This window comes from uncultured Methanobrevibacter sp., assembly GCF_902801725.1.
Taxonomy (GTDB): Archaea; Methanobacteriota; Methanobacteria; order Methanobacteriales; family Methanobacteriaceae; genus Methanocatella.
Genome location: NZ_CADCJB010000002.1, coordinates 1 through 16,255, shown reverse-complemented (window position 1 = coordinate 16,255; position 16,255 = coordinate 1). Strand labels below are relative to the sequence as shown.

The window sequence follows — 16,255 nt, the reverse complement described above, 5'->3', positions numbered from 1 at the left end:
AAAAATGGCAGTAGAACCTCATAAACATTGTCCTATCTGTGGGACCCCAATACCATTAAACGAACTTGTATGCTCCCCTGACTGTCAAAAAGTCTGGGATGCGAGATTAAAACAAACTAGAAGAACAAGAATTATTTTATACATTGTTATTGCAATCTTTTTAATAGTCTGGGCAATAATTAACTTTGTAAAATAGGGATATATATGATTTTAACATCTTCAAATACACTTGAAAATATAGAAAAAATAGAATACAAAGGATTGGTTACTGGAGAAGCATTGATTGGTTCAAATATCTATAAAGACTTATTTTCAGGTGTTCGCGATGTTGTTGGTGGAACAACATCCCGGTATGAAGAAGAAATTAAAAAAGCGCGCGATATCTCCCTGAACAGTATGATTGAAAAAGCCGAAAATTTAGATGCCAATGCAATTATCGGCCTTAAAATTTCTTACGATAATCTTGGCGGTACCATGGGAAACACAATACTTGTAACCGCTTACGGTACTGCCATTAAATATGAATAACATGGAAAGTAAAGATAAAAAAAAAATAATTGATTCAATTTTCTGCATTTTCATCGGCACTAGTGTGGGACTCATTGTTTATGGAACCTTTCTATATTACAACATAGCGATTGTAGGATGGAATTTAGGATTGATTTTTGCACCATTAGCTGCAGGTTATGTGGAAACCATATTTGCTAACAGGACCATTGGTAGAAATATAGGTGCAATAAGTGCTTTTATTCTTTTCATCTATACTACATTTTACAGTTTTATATTGAAAAATCCAACTTTAGGATTTAATTTTATTACCGCAGGAGCAATAGTTGTTATTCTCCAGGCAGCGTTTCCCACATTAATCAATTATATCTTTTTAGTTGTAATCGGCGGAGCCATTTCAAATTTAATTAAAAAAATAAAAGATTTATTTCACAAAATTATACATAGAATTAGACACCAGCAGTTCATTAAATGGAACGGACCAGACATAGAACCTAAACCAGTTCCAAATTTTGATGAAGACTTAAGCAACAAGAGAATAAATAGCTTAGATTTTTTCTTCTTAACAAACACAGATATGAAAACTAGAAAACATAAGATTGTAGGAATTTATCAGTCATATATCCTTATAGAAAGAGATCTCAAAATAATTCATCCCGAACCGGAATTAAATGAAAAACAATGTTTAACAAATATTAAGGAAGGAAAGGATGAATGTTTAATTCAATTGGCCGAAAATATTAAAAATGACGGTGGAAATGGAATTGTAGACTTGGAAATGACTTATAATTTAATAGGTATTGGAGGAGACAACATCCAAATTACCGCAAGAGGAATGGGAATCTATGTAGAATATTATGAACAGTAATGCCCAATAGAAAAAAGGTGGAAAAAAATGGAAAACGAAGGAACAATTATTATTCCAATAATAGGATATATCATCGCAATAATCTCTCCGCTAATTGGTTTGATTTATGGAGGAGCACTATTCTTCTTGAAAAAAGATGTAGCACTATATCAAAAACATGGCAGGCTCCTGATATTCTTTTCAATTGCAGTATTTGTAATCAGCTGGATAATCAGACTAATGCATCTGATTTAAATGAAAAAAGCCTTATTGAATTAATCAATAAGGCAATATTCAACTTAAAATTGATTGAATTTTAGTTTCAAATCAAATTTAGCAAATTCAGTTTCATTTAAGAATCTTTTCATATCCTTATCTAATTTTAAAGCCAAATCAACTACAATGGCTAAAAAATTATCAAAATCCTCTTTTGACTGAGAATCCAGACCATGAGCCAAAATGGAGTTATTTCTCTTTTGAGTTAAATTTTTGATTTTATTTTCATTCGCCATGTAATATTTTCCCAAATCATCGCCCAATTCATTAAGAAGCAGAAAATCTGCTGTCAAACCTATTCTAATTTTGTTATCTTCGCGCATTTTTTCCAGATAAGCTATGAAATCTTGAGACACATTCTTTTCCAAAAGTGCTGAAACATCTATATCTGAACTTACAATGCCATATTTAAGCAATTTAATTTGGGCAATTAATTCAAAGGACCTATATAAACGGGCTATGGCATCATCATATTTATAGTCTGCTGCTTTTCTTTTAGAATTGTTAATCAAACTTGCAAGGACATAACATTTTTTCAGATTTTCAGATCTTGAGTTGACAATGATGCCCAATGCATTTAAATTTTTCTCTAACTTGACTTTAAGTTCAAGGAATTCCCACTGATTGATATCGACTTTTGTCAAATAGGAGTAAGCCTTCTCCAAATCCATATTATCCCAATAATAATAAGATTTACACAGATTCAAAAGTGATTCCTTATGAATGCTCAAATCCACAATCTGATTTAGAATATCAATACAAGGCATGAAACGATTTGCGTTAAAATAGTTCCTGATTCTCATCAATGACAATCGGTCATAAATTTTATACAGATTCTGGTAATTAATGATTTCAGTTCCTGCAGAAACTTCACCAGTAGAGCGGTCTCCACCAACTGAAATCAAATCTTTAGTGTAAAACATTCCGCAGCATGCCATGGCCGCAGACATTGTTTTAGTTCCTGAAGTATAATCCATTATGATTTGATATTCCTTGGTGATATCCATATCCAATTCCCATAATTTTGATTCGAATACTTCAAAACAGGTGTTGAAATCATCAATAGCATTAATAGGGACAACCTCATAATCTTCACCAACCACAAATTCATCGTTTTCATGTTTAAATAATTCCTCAATGTATTTGATTGTATTTTTAGACCTATCAGATGCGAAAAATACCACGTAATTTGGATATATTTTATTAATTGTTGAGTATAACTTTTGAGCAAGCAATTTAAATCCGGCATCTTCAGAGTCCGCATTGAAACCTGTTCCGACAATCATGAATAAAACTACATCTTTTCTTTTCATAATATCACATTAATTATATTAAACCTAATGTAATTTTTAGTATTTTTATTAAAAAAAGTTATGGAATATTGAAAAAAATAACAAATCATGGCAAAATGCCCAACATCTTCAATGCCATATAGAATACCAAAATTGAAAAAATGATTTTCAATTTCTTTTGAGGAACTTTATGCGCCATTTTAGCCCCTATAGATGCAAAAGGAACGGAAAACATTGCAATCAATACAAAATTAATGATACTAACATAACCAATAGAATACGGAAAGGTACTTACTCCCCAACCTGAAATCATATATGACAAAAATCCGCCTATTGCCGTCAGACAAATAAATACCGAAGAGGTTCCAATAGCCTCAATCAATGAAAAGCCAAGAAAAGCAGTTAGGATAGCTATTAGGAATATTCCTCCACCAACACCCAGAAGACCTGATGAAAATCCAACTAAAAGACCAATTATGCCTGCAGTGATTAAATTAAATGGTATTCTAGCTTCTTCTCTTTCCTTGTTAATGTTAATGACATTATTTACAGTTACAAACAAAAGTAAAAGACCGAATATTATCTCCAGCACTCTAGACGGCAGGCTTGAAGCAACAAATCCACCTATAGCACCCCCAATTATTCCGAAAATACCCAATCGGATTCCTGGCTTAACAATATTGTCCATTGTTCTTGTGTGCCTGTATGCACCACTGAGAGATGTTGGAATAATAATAGCCAGACTTGTTCCAAAAGAAATCAAAATTGCCAAATCCGGCTCAACGCCAATGTATTTTAAAAGAAAATATTGCAGAGGAACAATTAAAAATCCGCCGCCAACACCCAAAAGGCCTGATGCAAATCCTGCGCAAATACCTATTAACATTAAACCTAGGAAATATTCTATGGGAAACATAAACATCAATTTATTTAAACTATTAATACTTAAATTATTGTAATGAAAGTTAATAAAACTATCCTAGTCGGATTTCTATTTATAATATTTGCAGGAGTACTTTTTGCAACGAACATATTTAATCCCATTGTAAGACCTATTACCCATTTATTTTTAATGGGTTCGTCAAAAGGAAAGGACATACTATTTTTTGGCCTTATGGGATTGTTCTTAATATTGTCTCAAGTCATCAATAAAGAAATTGACAATACAAAATACCTGAAAATATCAATAGCCCTCGGATCTATTTTATTAACTTTAGGAATAATCTTAGAACTTATTTTTAGAATGCAATTGGGCATTGGATGGAATACTATTTTCGCATCAATGACACACGGCATGAGTTCAACAAGCATACTGCATACCCATTTGTTAAAATCAATATTAGGTGAAGTTTTAGTAAACATTATGGGACCATTTATCCAATCTGACATCAATACTGGCGTGGGATTGTATACTTATGTTCCTGATGTAGCCAAATTAGTAATTTTGCTAATTCCAATCCTATTTGTAACTCTTGTTTTGGCAATTCAAAATAGAACATGGCCCACAAACTTTCTGATAGCATTATGCTCAAGTTGTCTATTAATCGGCGCTATTGACGGTGGAATATTTGGAATTCCTGCAACTGTAGGGATAACCGGACTTTACTATATTTATAGAAATGGTTATTACCCAACCTACGTTATCGGAACCCTATTAAAGGATAAAAGTATGCTAGATAAAAATGAGGAAATACAGCCACCGTACAGAAATGCAGGGCTAAGTGAACGCAGATACCTTTTCAACAGATTTTTATGGGCATTTTTCGTTGCTGCAATAATCATCATGGGATTTACAGTAGCCTTTGCAGGAGCTGAAACAGACCATTATACCGTCGAAATTGCAGACATGGATGACAACATTACCTTCGGAGAGATTCCGATGGAAAAAATCGGCCAAAAGAATGACCGGACAATCTATCATGTAACTTCACAATACAATGAAATGGAACTGCTCAACGATTTGAAAGTACCCCTGAACAATTCGTGCGAGTATTATACCGTTAGCTGGAACATTTATTCATACTTAAGATTACAATGAGAAGAATATACACACTTTTACCCATTTTAGCAGGATTCATGTTTGGGTCAAGCGGACTGTTTGTTCGAACATTAACCCAAAATGGAATAGATTCAACAACCCTGCTTTTCCTAAGGTTTACAATAGCAATAATTCCAATAGTTATTGCAATAGCCCTATCAAACAGAGACCTGTTCAAAATCAGCTTAACAGACATCCCATTGATTTTATTATGTTCCATATGTATTACAGGACTTAATCTATGCTATAACAATTCCATGAATACCATTCCACTGTCTCTTGCTGCAGTGCTGCTTTCTACTGCACCTATTTTTGTATTGATTTTTGCGTATGTATTATTTAAAGAGAAAATTACTCAAAAAAAGTTGGTTTGCATGTTTCTGGCCATTTTTGGATGTTTTCTTATGACAGGAATTTTGGAAGACAATATAGCAAGCTTTTCATTATTCGGAATAATTTCTGGCATTGGTGCTGCAGTATTCTGGGCCATTTATTTGATGAGCTCAAAAAAGTCTATCGAATCAGGAAAACATACATACACAATCCTATTTTATTCAATAATCTTCATTTCAATTGCTTTAATACCATTTACAAATTTTAATCAGATTACAGCTTTTGTTTCAATCAATCCCACATCAACAATCATATTTCTGATATTGCATTCAACATTCTCATTTGCACTTCCATATATTCTATCAACCATCAGTTTAAATTATATGGATTCAGGAGTATCCTCAATATTGCTTTCTGGAGCCGAACCTGTTGCCGCTTTAATATTTGGATTGTTAATATACTCTGAAATTCCAACACCAATTATGCTTTGCGGATTTATCCTGACGATGATTGCAATGATGATGCTGACAAAAAATGAAAAAATTAACTGAAATAAGCAAATCAAAAAAACTTATTACTTTAAAAAATAAATCTTAACATATGATTTTTAGCATTATCATACCTACCTATAATGAAGAGGAATATCTTCCAAATCTATTGGATAGCATTAAACGCCAATGTTTTAGTGATTATGAAATTATAGTTGCTGATGCTAATTCTACTGACAGAACAAGGGAAATTGCTGAAGAATACGGTTGTGTAGTAGTTGAAGGAGGACTTCCTGGAATAGGCAGGAATAGAGGTGCTGAAGTGGCGAAAGGTGATTATCTGCTGTTTTTAGATTCCGATTTGGAGCTTACGGAGGATTACCTGAGAAATGTTTTGTATGAATTTAGAATGGAAAGGCTTGGAATAGCAATTACCCAAATGCTGCCTCTTTCAGAAAAGATTGAAGACAAACTGTTTCATGATTTTGCCAATTATTTCATGATCAGCGCTGAAAAAATAAAACCTCATGGTGCCGGATGTTACGGAATCATTTCAAGAAAAGAACTGCACGACGAATGTGGTGGTTTTGACGAATCATTAACATTTGGCGAGGATACCGATTATATTGAAAGATTATCCAAAAAAGAGAAATTTAAAGTATTGAGAAGTGCAAAAATTGGAGTTTCAACAAGACGTCTTGAAGAGGACGGTCTTGAAACACTCATAAAACAATATGGTAAAAGCACCGTCAATGATTTTTTAGGAAAAAGAACCGATGCCGAAGAACTTAACTATACTTTTGACCATGGAAAAGAGAGGGATTCAACATCAAGACTATCCAAATTGGAAGATCGTGCAGACCAGATAAACCGGATTAAAGGACATTACGATAATTCAATTCAAAGAATTCAAACAACCAGAAGACATTTAATTAGAACTACTGCGAAACGAAACAAAAAGGTAGTGTTCTATTGTGTCTGCGGAGAGGGAATGGGTCATGCTATAAGGACATCCGTAATCGTTGACAGAATTAAAGACAAATATGATGTGCATATCTTTTCAAGCGACAGAGCCTACAATTATTTAAGTTCGAAGTTTGATAATGTTTACAAAATTGGTGGTTTCAATACAGTATACATCAACAATAAGGTAAATAATCTGAAAACACTGGCTAATGCTCTAAAAAGAAATCCTAAAAATATCCGGGCAGGATATGAAATATTATACAAGAAAGCAAGGCAACTACATCCAGACGTGATTGTAACTGACTTTGAAATTTATGCAACATCCGTTTCAAAACTCCTGGATATTCCATTAATCAGCTTAGACAATATCCATATGATGACACAAACAAAAATTGACTATCCAAAACACCATTTTATGGAAATGATTAAGGCAAAGGGAGTTATAAAGACATATGTCGTAAAACCAAAAATACATATTTTAACAAGTTTCTTCTTTCCAAAGATTAAATCCAGAAAACATGCCGTAATTTATCCTCCGGTCATACGTGAGGATATCTTAAAATTAAAGCCTAGCAAAGGAGATCATATCATTGTTTATCAGACAAGTAAAGAAAGTGGAAGACTTGTCGGTAAATTGAAAGCACTGAAAAATGAAAAATTCATTATCTATGGATTCAACATAAATAAAAAAGACAGAAACCTAACATTTAAAGAATTTAATGAAGATGAATTCTACGAAGATTTGGCTTCATCAAAAGCTGTAATCTGCAATGGAGGATTCACATTCATTTCTGAAGCAATATATCTTAAAAAACCGATATTTTCAATTCCAGCCTCAGGAAACTTTGAGCAAACATTGAACGGATTCTATGTTCAAAAACTAGGCTATGGAGAATATCATGAAGTAATGAATGCTTCAAAAATCAAAAGATTCCTTAAACGACTTCCAAAATATCAAAATAGGCTTGAAAAAGTTAAAAATTACAATAATGATGGAATCATTAAGGAACTAATTTATAGAATCGAAAAATATTCAAAAAAATAAAAATGTAGATTAATCAAGACAAAATCTTAATTAATCATTTGGGCAATTATAAGGTTACGCCCATTTCTAATTGTTCTGTTAATTCTTTGTATCTGTTACGAATGGTAACTTCAGTTACTCCTGCAATATCTGCAACATCCCTTTGGGTTTTTCTCTCACCAAGTAAAACTGATGCGATGTACAATGCCGCAGCCGCAACACCAGTAGGACCTCTTCCAGAAGTTAAACCTTTTTCCATAGCTTTTTCTATGATTTCAATAGCTTTAGATTGTGCTTCACCAGAAAGTCCAAGTTCAGATGCAAATCTTGGAACATAATCTACCGGAGAAGTTGGCGGCAACTTAATGTTTAACTCACGAGTCAAAAATCTGTAAGTACGACCTACTTCTTTTTTGGTAACTCTTGATACTTCTGCAATTTCATCCAAGGTACGAGGTACGTTACAACGTCTGCATGCAGCATACAAAGAAGCTGCAACTACGCCTTCAATACTTCTTCCCCTAATTAATTTGTTATCTACAGCACTTCTGTAAACAACTGATGCTGCTTCCCTTACACTTCTTGGAAGACCTAATCTTGAAGAGTCACGGTCAAGTTCACTTAATGCAAAAGCCAAGTTTCTTTCGGTAGCACCGGAAATCCGGATTTTCCTTTGCCATTTTCTTAACCTATACCATTGGGCACGGTTTCTGGCAGGAATATCACGACCGTAGATATCCTTGTTCCTCCAGTCTATCATGGTACTTAAACCTTTATCGTGAATAGTGTAAGTAATTGGAGCACCTACCCTTGTACGTTTATCCCTTTGTTCATGGTCGAATGCCCTCCATTCAGGACCCATGTCTACAAGGTTTTCATCAATAACCAAACCACAACGAGCACAAACTACCTCTGCTCTTTCATAATCTCCAATTAATTCTTCAGAACCACATTCAGGACATACTGATTGTTTATTATCATCAAAAACTCTTTCTCTCCTTGGTTCTCTCCTAGCTCTCCTACTCATTGGATCAGGAGTTTCTGTTATTTCTTGTGTCGTGCTTTCATCCTCCTTTTTTTAGGTTTTTTGGATTTTGGTTTTGATACAAATAGTTTTTCACCACAATTTTTCGCAATACGATTCTTATCTGCTGATTTAAATAAACGGATAGAAACGTATGGTTGTTTTGTTGGTCCAAAAACATAGCTGACCTTCCCTATCTTATTTTTATTACTGTCAAAAACAATTCCACCAGGCGATGGTGTTTTAGAAGACCTAGCTATTAGTTTTCCAGAATTTGCAATATGCAAACTATTTCCTAAGAATTTCATATAATCAAACTTAAAATCAAATCTGTATCGTTTATATATTATAAAATATGTAATATATAAACTTATCGGTAATATTTATATATAAATTCAGTTTTATATTTAAATGTTTTACTATTTTTTACTGAGGCCTGTAATCTGTGCTAAAGTCATGCCACTTGCCAATTTATCTACAATGAGTGACTCGGTTAATTTCACTTCAAGCGCTGAAACCATGACCTTATTGAACAAGTCCTTAGGAATTACAATAATCCCACTTTCATCTCCAAAGAAGAAATCGCCAGGATTTATTTCATTGCCTTCAACTTCAATCGGTTGATTCAAGGTACCCAAACCAAGAGCCATACCTGCATTAGGAACAAAATTGGATGCAAAAATAGGGTAATCCATATACAGCAATGCGTCCAAATCACGGACAGATCCATAAATTACAGTTGCCTTAATGCCATTGTTTTTTGCAGAGGTGGAAGCCAATTCACCCCAGATAGCCTTATCCTCATTATCGACTTTGAAAAATAAAACATCACCTTCACCGGCACCATCAATCGCCAAAGCTGAAGTGCCCCAATCATCGCTTGTAGTTTCAGCCGTATAAATGCTTCCCCACACCTTCAAATTATTAATTGGTTTTATGGATTTGATTGTACCGGAACGATGTGAAATTCCTTTATAAGCATCAGAAATTTGACATGCTGAAATATTTTCAAGCAAAGACAACAAATTGATATGTTCCTTATAATTGTCTCCATTAAATTTTAAATCATCAACAGTAACATTATCTAAATTAATATCCTCTACATTAACCCTTTTATCTAAATTTTTATTTTTATTTAACACATTTTTCGGAGTTACAGACATCAGCTCACCATTTTCTTTGTATAACTAATATATTGTTGACTACGTTAAAATATTTTTTCCAACATAACATATTTTATATATTAGTTTAACCATAGATAATAAGTGAAGTATTGGAAAAAATACTTGAAATTATTATATACTCATAGAGTTTATTACATTATTCATTATTACAGATTATTATTAATTAATTCAAAGAAAGGAGAAAATCAAATATTAAGGAATCAAAGATTGGCGAGTTTTATAAACGTTCAAATTAAATCATATGGAATGAATTAATAAACCCTTAATTGTGTGACACTCCAAATGTATTGGCTCTTTTTTTAGTGTATAATAGGTAAAAATATGTTTATCGTATAATTTATGCAAGTTTATTGCCTAAAAATAATTAAAAATTTTTAGTTATTACATAAATTATCCCGATTAAATTAAGCTTAGGAGGCTTAAAAATGGGAAAAGGTGAAGAATTAACTACAACAAAATATTTAATTCATGCCCAAATTACCGCCAACGGTATTGTTGAAAAACCTGATGTTGTTGGTGCAGTTTTCGGGCAAACTGAAGGTTTACTAAGTAATGATTTAGATTTAAGAGAACTTCAAAGAACTGGAAGAATTGGAAGGATTCAAGTTAACATCCATTCCAATAGCGGAAGAGCAAAAGGTGAAATTGTTATTCCATCCAGTTTGGATAGAGTTGAAACAGCCATACTCGCTGCATCTCTTGAAACAATCAATCGTGTTGGACCTTGTGAAGCTGAAATCCAAACCTTAAAGGTTGAAGACGTAAGAGCAGTTAAAAGGGAACAAGTCGTAAACCGTGCAAAAGAAATTTACAAAAACATGGTTGAAAGCGTTGGTCCTGCCAGCATGAAAATGATTGAAGAGGTAAGGGAAGCAATGAGAGTTCACGAAATCTCTGAATATGGAGATGATCGTTTACCTGCTGGTCCTAGTATCCACACATCCGATGCAATCATCGTAGTTGAAGGACGTAGTGATGTCTTAAATTTACTTAAATATGGAATTAAAAACACCGTAGCTGTTGAAGGTGTTAGCGTTCCTAAATCAATTGGAGAATTAAGTAAAAAAAGAACCACCACTGCATTTGTAGACGGTGACAGAGGCGGAGAACTCATCCTAAAAGAACTTTTGCAGATTGGTGATGTTGACTACATTACACGTGCTCCAAAAGGAAAAGAAGTTGAAGACCTGGAAAAAGATGAAGTTCTGGTCGCACTTAGAGATAAAGTTCCTACAGCACAGTTTTTAGCAACCTACAACATTTTGAACGATTCACACGGTTCCAAAAAGGACAACCATAAGAAATATCAAAATAAAAATTCCAAAAAACATCAAAAATTCACTCCTCGTGAAGAAGTTGTTGAAGAGCCGGCTGTCGAAGATGATGAAGTCAGCTTAATGAAAGATATGTTAAAAGAATTTGAAGGAACCGGCAGTGGAGCCATATTGGATGAAGCATTGAACATGACAAAAGAGGTAGAAGTAGAAAATATCTACGAAGAAATCAAAGGAATTGAAGGAACTGCCGACAGTGTCATATTCGATGGAGTAATCAGCCAAAGATTAGTTGATGTGGCTTCCCAAAAAGGAATTAAAAAATTGGTTGCTTTCAAATCAATGAATATAGTTAAAAAACCACAAGACGTGAAATTAATAACTATAGACTAATCATTAATATTTAAGGAAATAGACTTTCTATTTCCACATTTACTTATTTTAAAAAAACTTTTTTTTCTAAATTAATTGTTAAAAATTCAAAACATGGCAATTAAGCAATTTTATATTACCTTCACTAATTTTAATACAATAAAATAATTTGAATTTCAAAAATAATATATAATACAATTAACAAATATACTATAGGATTTAGAAATTGGAGGATAAAAATGAATATCAATATGGATAATTATTATAGTACTAGAAAAAATATTTTCGAAAGAATTGACGATGCTAGTACTGCAACTAAAATACTTATGTCATTAATGATGGCATGCTTAACCGGTATAATGGCTCAGCTTATTATTCCACTCCCATGGACTCCAGTTCCTATAACTGCACAAACTTTCGCAGTGTTGTGTTCTGGTTTACTTTTAGGTAAAAAATATGGATGTTTAAGCCAAGTATTATATGTTGTTTTAGGTATTGCATTTGTTCCATGGTTTGGAGGAATGACCGGAGGTCTTGAAACATTCTTAGGATCCACATGTGGATTTTTAATTGGATTCATAATTGCATCCTACTTCATCGGAGCAATTAGGGACAAATATGCTGATGCACGCAGTTTCAAAAAAATGGTTGTTGTAATTGGCGTTGCAAACTTCGCATTAATTTACATTCCAGGACTTGCAGGTCTTGCATTATGGTCCAGTTTTGCAGGAACCCCATTAGGTATTTATGACCTTTTGATGATGGGTCTTGTTCCATTCATTGCTGGAGATATTGTTAAAATATTAGGTGCTGCTTCAGTATCCAAGATATTTTTACCAAAAGACTAAAAAGGTTATACACCTTTTCTTTTTTTATTTATTTTATATTTGATATTATGAAACTAGTTTTAAGAGGCCATCATCTACTATGCCTCCAGGGCTTTCAAGGATATGGATATGATGAAAATTTTGTCAAAAACATGACAAAAATTAACAATGAAAGAAAATCAGAAGGCACCACAGTTTTGCTTACAAACTCCCCTGATGACATCTGCAGGTCATGTCCCAATTTAAAAAATAATTTATGTCAAGACAAATCGGCAAATGAAAGAATTATCTCAATGGATAATGAAGTATTGACTCATTTAGATACAACAAAAGAATATAATAGCTTGGATTTATTTAACCAGGTTGAAAATATTTTTAATTCAAAGGAAAGCGTGAGAGAAATATGTTATAACTGCATGTGGCATGATGAATGTTTGTTTTATCAAAATCTATGAACCGATACTTTTAAATACTACATGATAAATATATATTAAATGTTGTAATACAACAAATATAGTCCCGTAGGGTAGTGGTAATCCTTCTAGGCTTTGGACCCGGAGACGGCGGTTCGACTCCGCTCGGGACTATTTCAATTAACTATTTTTATTGATATTTTATGGAAAAGCTATTACTTATTGGAATTGATACAAGAAGTATGCTTAACAGTGCTTTAAAGCTAGATTATACGATTTATTCCACAAGTTATTTTTCAACTTCAGATACTCCAACCATCAAAAATCAGAAAATCATTCTAAAGGAGGAAGATGGAGAAAGCTGTGGAATTTTTGAAGACCGATTCGATAGCCAAAGCATTTTAGAAATTTCAAGAGATTATATTGATGAGGTAGACTACATCATACCCATTTCAGGCATTTCCCCATCAGAGTTTTCAAAAAAGGATCAAAGAAAGATTTTGGGAAACCATGATGTGGGAAATATTGAGGACAAATACAAATTTTACAAAAAAATCAAAGATGAATTTTTAACTCCTATGACTTTTAGTATAAATGATATAGGTGAAGCTGATGAGATATGTAGGAATTACCCGGACACCCAATTTATTTTAAAACCTGTGCAAGGAAGTGGAGGGTATGGTATTAATGTATTGGATAATGATAGAGATATTCAATTTAACACCAATGAATTCATCCTTCAAGAATATGTAGACGGCATCAGCTTGAGTTCATCGGTTCTTGCAAATGAAAAAAGTGCAAAAACAATAATGAACTCAAGATTGCTGACAATAAACGACTTTGAAAAAAACAGTAGTTTCGTATATGTTGGGAATATTCTGCCATTAACAAAAGAGTCAATAATGAGCAAAGTCAAAGACATCGGCAAAATAAATAAAGACATGATTGCCACATCCGAAAATCTAGCTCAAAAATTCAAACTGACAGGATCAAATGGTGTTGACTACATCCTTAATGAGAATGGACTATATGTCATTGAAATAAATCCAAGACTTCAGGGAACATTTGAATGCATTGAAAAATCATTGGGAATCAATATGCTTGATGCACATATCAGGGCATGTCAAGGAGAAATTGTTGAAATTCCAAAGGCAAAACGATATGCCTACAAAAAAATAATCTATTCACCAGCCAGAATGAAATATGAAAAAATTGACCTGGACAACATTTATGACCTGCCTCACATAGGCTCAATCACCGAAAAATCAGAACCTCTGCTGACAATCATCGATGCAGATGAAAGTTTTGAAAAATTATATGAAAAAGTAGAATTCACCAGTGAAAAAGTAAATAGCATAGCTAAAAAAGACCAATAAGATGCATAATAAATAAAATTGCTCCGATTGTTATCATTAAAGTAGTAATAATCATTGCACGAGTAATCCAAATAAATACATTAGCTTTATTATCTGGGTCTTTCATATATTGGTCAATTGGATTTCTTTTCATTTTAACACCGATTTCTCGAAATTTCTAGTAAAAAAAAATTTTACAATAAATTAAACAAATAAACTTTTTTTAAAAATAAACTAATTTTAAAGCTTCAATTAAAAAATAATAAAAAAATAGAAGAAAATGAGAAGTATTAAGAAAAATTTAAGCTTCTACATTTTTAGCTGCTTCAGCTTCAGCAGCCGCTTTTTCATTCTTCTCAATAGTGGATCTAATCATTTTCAATCTTACGAAGTTTTCCCTTTCCATTTCTTGGAGTCTCATATCAATATACTTTTCAGTATTTTGGAATCTTGGAATCATAATATGTTCCAAAGCATTAACCCTACGTTTAGTAGCTTCGATTTCTTCAGCCAGTAAGAAAATTGTTTTTTCCACTTCACCGAGTTCGATTAAGTACTTAACAGATTCCTCGAATTTTTTAGCAGCTTCGTCTAATTGAATAGTGGTGTCAGAGAATCCATAACCTCTGTCAATAATAGACCTTTCTTCCATTTTGACATTTGTAACAGGTACTGCAACACCCATAACACTTCTTGAAGTAATATCAACATCAATGGATTCTTTTACAGATAAAGCTGCTTTTCTAACAGCTAAATCACCCATTGCAATTTGAGCTTCAAGTAAAGCATCATTTGCTTCGTTTAGACTTTTTTCTGCATTTTCACGAATACCTTTGACACGATCCAAGATATCAAAAAACTCTTTAATTAAAGCATCCCTTTTCTCTTTAAGCAAACCATGCCCTTTAACAGCAAGTTTTGTCCTATTTTTAAGGGACAATAATTCCATACGAGTTGGATTAATTCCATCTATAATATCTTGTGCCATTTAATCACCTACATATACTGTAATGAGACTAGTCATCTTTTGGAAGGTATTGTTCAACAAATTCTTCTTTAACCCTTTTGAGTTCAGTTTTAGGTAAGATTTTAAGTAAACTCCAACCAAGATCTAAAGTTTCAAAGATAGTTCTGTCTTCATCTTTACTTTGGGTAATGAATTGGTCTTCGAATGCTTGAGCAAATTCTAAGAATTTTTGATCCCTTTCAGTAAGTGCTTCTTCCCCTACAACCGCAACGAGGTCTCTTAATTCACGACCTTCTGCATATGCAGAATAAAGTTGGTCAGATACACCACTGTGGAATAAAGTTGGTCAGATACACCACTGTGGTCATCCCTAGTTTTGTCTCCACCGATACCACCACTCATCAAACGAGAAAGTGAAGGAAGTACGTCTACAGGAGGATAAATACCTTTCCTTGAGATTTCCCTACTTAATACAATTTGTCCTTCGGTAATATAACCGGTTAAATCAGGAATTGGGTGAGTAATATCGTCTTGAGGCATAACTAAGATAGGCATTTGAGTAATGGAACCTTCTTTACCGTCGATACGTCCTGCTCTTTCATAAATACCTGCAAGGTCAGTGTACATGTATCCAGGATAACCTCTTCTTCCAGGTACTTCTTCCCTTGCTGCTGAAATTTCCCTTAATGCTTCACAGTAGTTGGTCATATCAGTTAAGATAACTAATACTTGCATACCTAATGTAAATGCATAGTATTCAGCAGTAGTCAAAGCCATTTTTGGAGTCAAGATTCTTTCAATAGCAGGGTCGTCTGCTAAGTTCATGAATACTGTTAATTTTTCTAAAGCTCCAGTACGTTCGAAATCTCTCATAAAGAAGTTTGCTTCTTCGTTTGTAATACCCATAGCAGCAAAAATTACTGCAAACTCATCGTCTGCACCTAATACTTTAGCTTGTCTTGCAATTTGTACAGCTAAATCGTTGTGAGGTAAACCAGATCCTGAGAAAATAGGAAGTTTTTGTCCTCTTACTAATGTGTTCATTCCGTCAATGGTAGAGATACCAGT

18 protein-coding genes, 1 tRNA gene and 1 pseudogene are annotated in these 16,255 nt (G+C 33.3%); 12 read left to right on the top strand and 8 right to left on the bottom strand.

The features are described from left to right. The first annotated feature begins 4 nt into the window (after positions 1 to 4). Genes QZV68_RS00475 through QZV68_RS00460 form a run of 4 tightly spaced genes read left to right on the top strand, consistent with a single transcriptional unit; the run spans position 5 to position 1,609 of the window. Entirely contained in the window at positions 5 to 196 is a 192-nt protein-coding gene (locus tag QZV68_RS00475; protein ID WP_296877522.1) for a DUF2116 family Zn-ribbon domain-containing protein, read from the top strand. Between the two features lie 8 nt (positions 197 to 204). Beyond that, on the top strand, positions 205 to 528 hold the full coding sequence (locus tag QZV68_RS00470; RefSeq protein ID WP_296877520.1) for a YbjQ family protein: 324 nt from the start codon (positions 205 to 207) through the stop codon (positions 526 to 528). 1 nt (position 529) lies between these two features. Further along, entirely contained in the window at positions 530 to 1,375 is an 846-nt protein-coding gene (locus QZV68_RS00465; protein WP_296877518.1) for a hypothetical protein, read from the top strand. 27 nt (positions 1,376 to 1,402) lie between these two features. Beyond that, complete coding sequence (locus QZV68_RS00460; RefSeq protein WP_296877516.1) at positions 1,403 to 1,609, top strand: hypothetical protein; 207 nt, start codon at positions 1,403 to 1,405, stop codon at positions 1,607 to 1,609. A gap of 44 nt (positions 1,610 to 1,653) precedes the next feature. On the opposite strand, the gene QZV68_RS00455 is transcribed toward QZV68_RS00460, so the two are convergent. Beyond that, positions 1,654 to 2,943 (bottom strand): TIGR02710 family CRISPR-associated CARF protein, encoded by a 1,290-nt coding sequence (locus QZV68_RS00455; RefSeq protein ID WP_296877514.1) that lies wholly within the window; start codon positions 2,941 to 2,943, stop codon positions 1,654 to 1,656. Between the two features lie 85 nt (positions 2,944 to 3,028). Beyond that, positions 3,029 to 3,838: a sulfite exporter TauE/SafE family protein gene (locus QZV68_RS00450; RefSeq protein WP_296877512.1), complete on the bottom strand. Its 810-nt coding sequence runs from the start codon at positions 3,836 to 3,838 to the stop codon at positions 3,029 to 3,031. 42 nt (positions 3,839 to 3,880) lie between these two features. Here QZV68_RS00450 and QZV68_RS00445 point away from each other — a divergent pair, with 42 nt between their 5' ends. The 3 genes from QZV68_RS00445 to QZV68_RS00435 are packed head-to-tail and all read left to right on the top strand — an operon-like array spanning position 3,881 to position 7,792. Continuing rightward, positions 3,881 to 4,960 carry a hypothetical protein gene (locus QZV68_RS00445; RefSeq protein ID WP_296877510.1) on the top strand — a complete coding sequence of 360 codons (1,080 nt, stop codon included), beginning with the start codon at positions 3,881 to 3,883 and terminating at the stop codon, positions 4,958 to 4,960. Next, positions 4,957 to 5,844 (top strand): DMT family transporter, encoded by an 888-nt coding sequence (locus tag QZV68_RS00440; protein WP_296877508.1) that lies wholly within the window; start codon positions 4,957 to 4,959, stop codon positions 5,842 to 5,844. Before QZV68_RS00445 ends, QZV68_RS00440 begins: the two co-directional genes overlap by 4 nt. Before the next feature lie 49 nt (positions 5,845 to 5,893). Beyond that, complete coding sequence (locus tag QZV68_RS00435) at positions 5,894 to 7,792, top strand: MJ1255/VC2487 family glycosyltransferase (protein WP_296877506.1); 1,899 nt, start codon at positions 5,894 to 5,896, stop codon at positions 7,790 to 7,792. Between the two features lie 46 nt (positions 7,793 to 7,838). On the opposite strand, the gene QZV68_RS00430 is transcribed toward QZV68_RS00435, so the two are convergent. The 3 genes from QZV68_RS00430 to QZV68_RS00420 all read right to left on the bottom strand — a co-directional run bounded on the left by QZV68_RS00430 (position 7,839) and on the right by QZV68_RS00420 (position 9,958). Continuing rightward, positions 7,839 to 8,798: a transcription initiation factor IIB gene (locus QZV68_RS00430; protein ID WP_296877504.1), complete on the bottom strand. Its 960-nt coding sequence runs from the start codon at positions 8,796 to 8,798 to the stop codon at positions 7,839 to 7,841. A 17-nt stretch (positions 8,799 to 8,815) separates the two neighbouring features. Beyond that, positions 8,816 to 9,103: a Gar1/Naf1 family protein gene (locus QZV68_RS00425; RefSeq protein ID WP_296877502.1), complete on the bottom strand. Its 288-nt coding sequence runs from the start codon at positions 9,101 to 9,103 to the stop codon at positions 8,816 to 8,818. Between the two features lie 111 nt (positions 9,104 to 9,214). Further along, positions 9,215 to 9,958 carry an RraA family protein gene (locus QZV68_RS00420; RefSeq protein ID WP_296877500.1) on the bottom strand — a complete coding sequence of 248 codons (744 nt, stop codon included), beginning with the start codon at positions 9,956 to 9,958 and terminating at the stop codon, positions 9,215 to 9,217. Between the two features lie 446 nt (positions 9,959 to 10,404). Here QZV68_RS00420 and dnaG point away from each other — a divergent pair, with 446 nt between their 5' ends. From dnaG to QZV68_RS00395, 5 genes are all read left to right on the top strand, one after another. Continuing rightward, positions 10,405 to 11,646, top strand: coding sequence for a DNA primase DnaG (dnaG, locus tag QZV68_RS00415; RefSeq protein ID WP_296877498.1), 1,242 nt, complete (start codon positions 10,405 to 10,407; stop codon positions 11,644 to 11,646). Positions 11,647 to 11,870: 224 nt separating this feature from the next. Next, complete coding sequence (locus tag QZV68_RS00410) at positions 11,871 to 12,473, top strand: biotin transporter BioY (protein ID WP_363136734.1); 603 nt, start codon at positions 11,871 to 11,873, stop codon at positions 12,471 to 12,473. Positions 12,474 to 12,520: 47 nt separating this feature from the next. After that, complete coding sequence (locus QZV68_RS00405; protein ID WP_296877493.1) at positions 12,521 to 12,907, top strand: DUF1284 domain-containing protein; 387 nt, start codon at positions 12,521 to 12,523, stop codon at positions 12,905 to 12,907. 60 nt (positions 12,908 to 12,967) lie between these two features. Continuing rightward, a tRNA-Gln gene (locus tag QZV68_RS00400) sits at positions 12,968 to 13,039 on the top strand. Between the two features lie 29 nt (positions 13,040 to 13,068). Continuing rightward, positions 13,069 to 14,241 (top strand): ATP-grasp domain-containing protein, encoded by a 1,173-nt coding sequence (locus QZV68_RS00395; RefSeq protein WP_296877491.1) that lies wholly within the window; start codon positions 13,069 to 13,071, stop codon positions 14,239 to 14,241. On the opposite strand, the gene QZV68_RS00390 is transcribed toward QZV68_RS00395, so the two are convergent. The 3 genes and pseudogenes from QZV68_RS00390 to QZV68_RS00380 form a co-directional block, all read right to left on the bottom strand. Beyond that, the gene (locus QZV68_RS00390; protein ID WP_296877489.1) at positions 14,225 to 14,374 is read right to left on the bottom strand and encodes a hypothetical protein; all 150 of its coding nucleotides are present in this window, start codon (positions 14,372 to 14,374) and stop codon (positions 14,225 to 14,227) included. The two genes, QZV68_RS00395 and QZV68_RS00390, sit on opposite strands and share 17 nt — an antisense overlap. 147 nt (positions 14,375 to 14,521) lie before the next feature. Then, positions 14,522 to 15,208, bottom strand: coding sequence for a V-type ATP synthase subunit D (locus QZV68_RS00385; RefSeq protein ID WP_296877488.1), 687 nt, complete (start codon positions 15,206 to 15,208; stop codon positions 14,522 to 14,524). A 28-nt stretch (positions 15,209 to 15,236) separates the two neighbouring features. After that, positions 15,237 to 16,255, bottom strand: a pseudogene (locus QZV68_RS00380) (V-type ATP synthase subunit B); the annotation flags it as partial.

Bases quoted from the DNA above. Each gene is read 5' to 3' on its own strand.
- QZV68_RS00430 (WP_296877504.1), bottom strand. From the start codon at position 8,798: ATGAGTAGGAGAGCTAGGAGAGAACCAAGGAGAGAAAGAGTTTTTGAT.
- QZV68_RS00440 (WP_296877508.1), top strand. From the start codon at position 4,957: ATGAGAAGAATATACACACTTTTACCCATTTTAGCAGGATTCATGTTT.
- QZV68_RS00385 (WP_296877488.1), bottom strand. From the start codon at position 15,208: ATGGCACAAGATATTATAGATGGAATTAATCCAACTCGTATGGAATTA.
- QZV68_RS00395 (WP_296877491.1), top strand. From the start codon at position 13,069: ATGGAAAAGCTATTACTTATTGGAATTGATACAAGAAGTATGCTTAAC.
- QZV68_RS00390 (WP_296877489.1), bottom strand. From the start codon at position 14,374: ATGAAAAGAAATCCAATTGACCAATATATGAAAGACCCAGATAATAAA.
- QZV68_RS00470 (WP_296877520.1), top strand. From the start codon at position 205: ATGATTTTAACATCTTCAAATACACTTGAAAATATAGAAAAAATAGAA.
- QZV68_RS00435 (WP_296877506.1), top strand. From the start codon at position 5,894: ATGATTTTTAGCATTATCATACCTACCTATAATGAAGAGGAATATCTT.
- QZV68_RS00450 (WP_296877512.1), bottom strand. From the start codon at position 3,838: ATGTTTCCCATAGAATATTTCCTAGGTTTAATGTTAATAGGTATTTGC.
- QZV68_RS00445 (WP_296877510.1), top strand. From the start codon at position 3,881: ATGAAAGTTAATAAAACTATCCTAGTCGGATTTCTATTTATAATATTT.
- QZV68_RS00475 (WP_296877522.1), top strand. From the start codon at position 5: ATGGCAGTAGAACCTCATAAACATTGTCCTATCTGTGGGACCCCAATA.
- QZV68_RS00465 (WP_296877518.1), top strand. From the start codon at position 530: ATGGAAAGTAAAGATAAAAAAAAAATAATTGATTCAATTTTCTGCATT.
- QZV68_RS00455 (WP_296877514.1), bottom strand. From the start codon at position 2,943: ATGAAAAGAAAAGATGTAGTTTTATTCATGATTGTCGGAACAGGTTTC.
- QZV68_RS00460 (WP_296877516.1), top strand. From the start codon at position 1,403: ATGGAAAACGAAGGAACAATTATTATTCCAATAATAGGATATATCATC.
- dnaG (WP_296877498.1), top strand. From the start codon at position 10,405: ATGGGAAAAGGTGAAGAATTAACTACAACAAAATATTTAATTCATGCC.
- QZV68_RS00405 (WP_296877493.1), top strand. From the start codon at position 12,521: ATGAAACTAGTTTTAAGAGGCCATCATCTACTATGCCTCCAGGGCTTT.
- QZV68_RS00420 (WP_296877500.1), bottom strand. From the start codon at position 9,958: ATGTCTGTAACTCCGAAAAATGTGTTAAATAAAAATAAAAATTTAGAT.
- QZV68_RS00425 (WP_296877502.1), bottom strand. From the start codon at position 9,103: ATGAAATTCTTAGGAAATAGTTTGCATATTGCAAATTCTGGAAAACTA.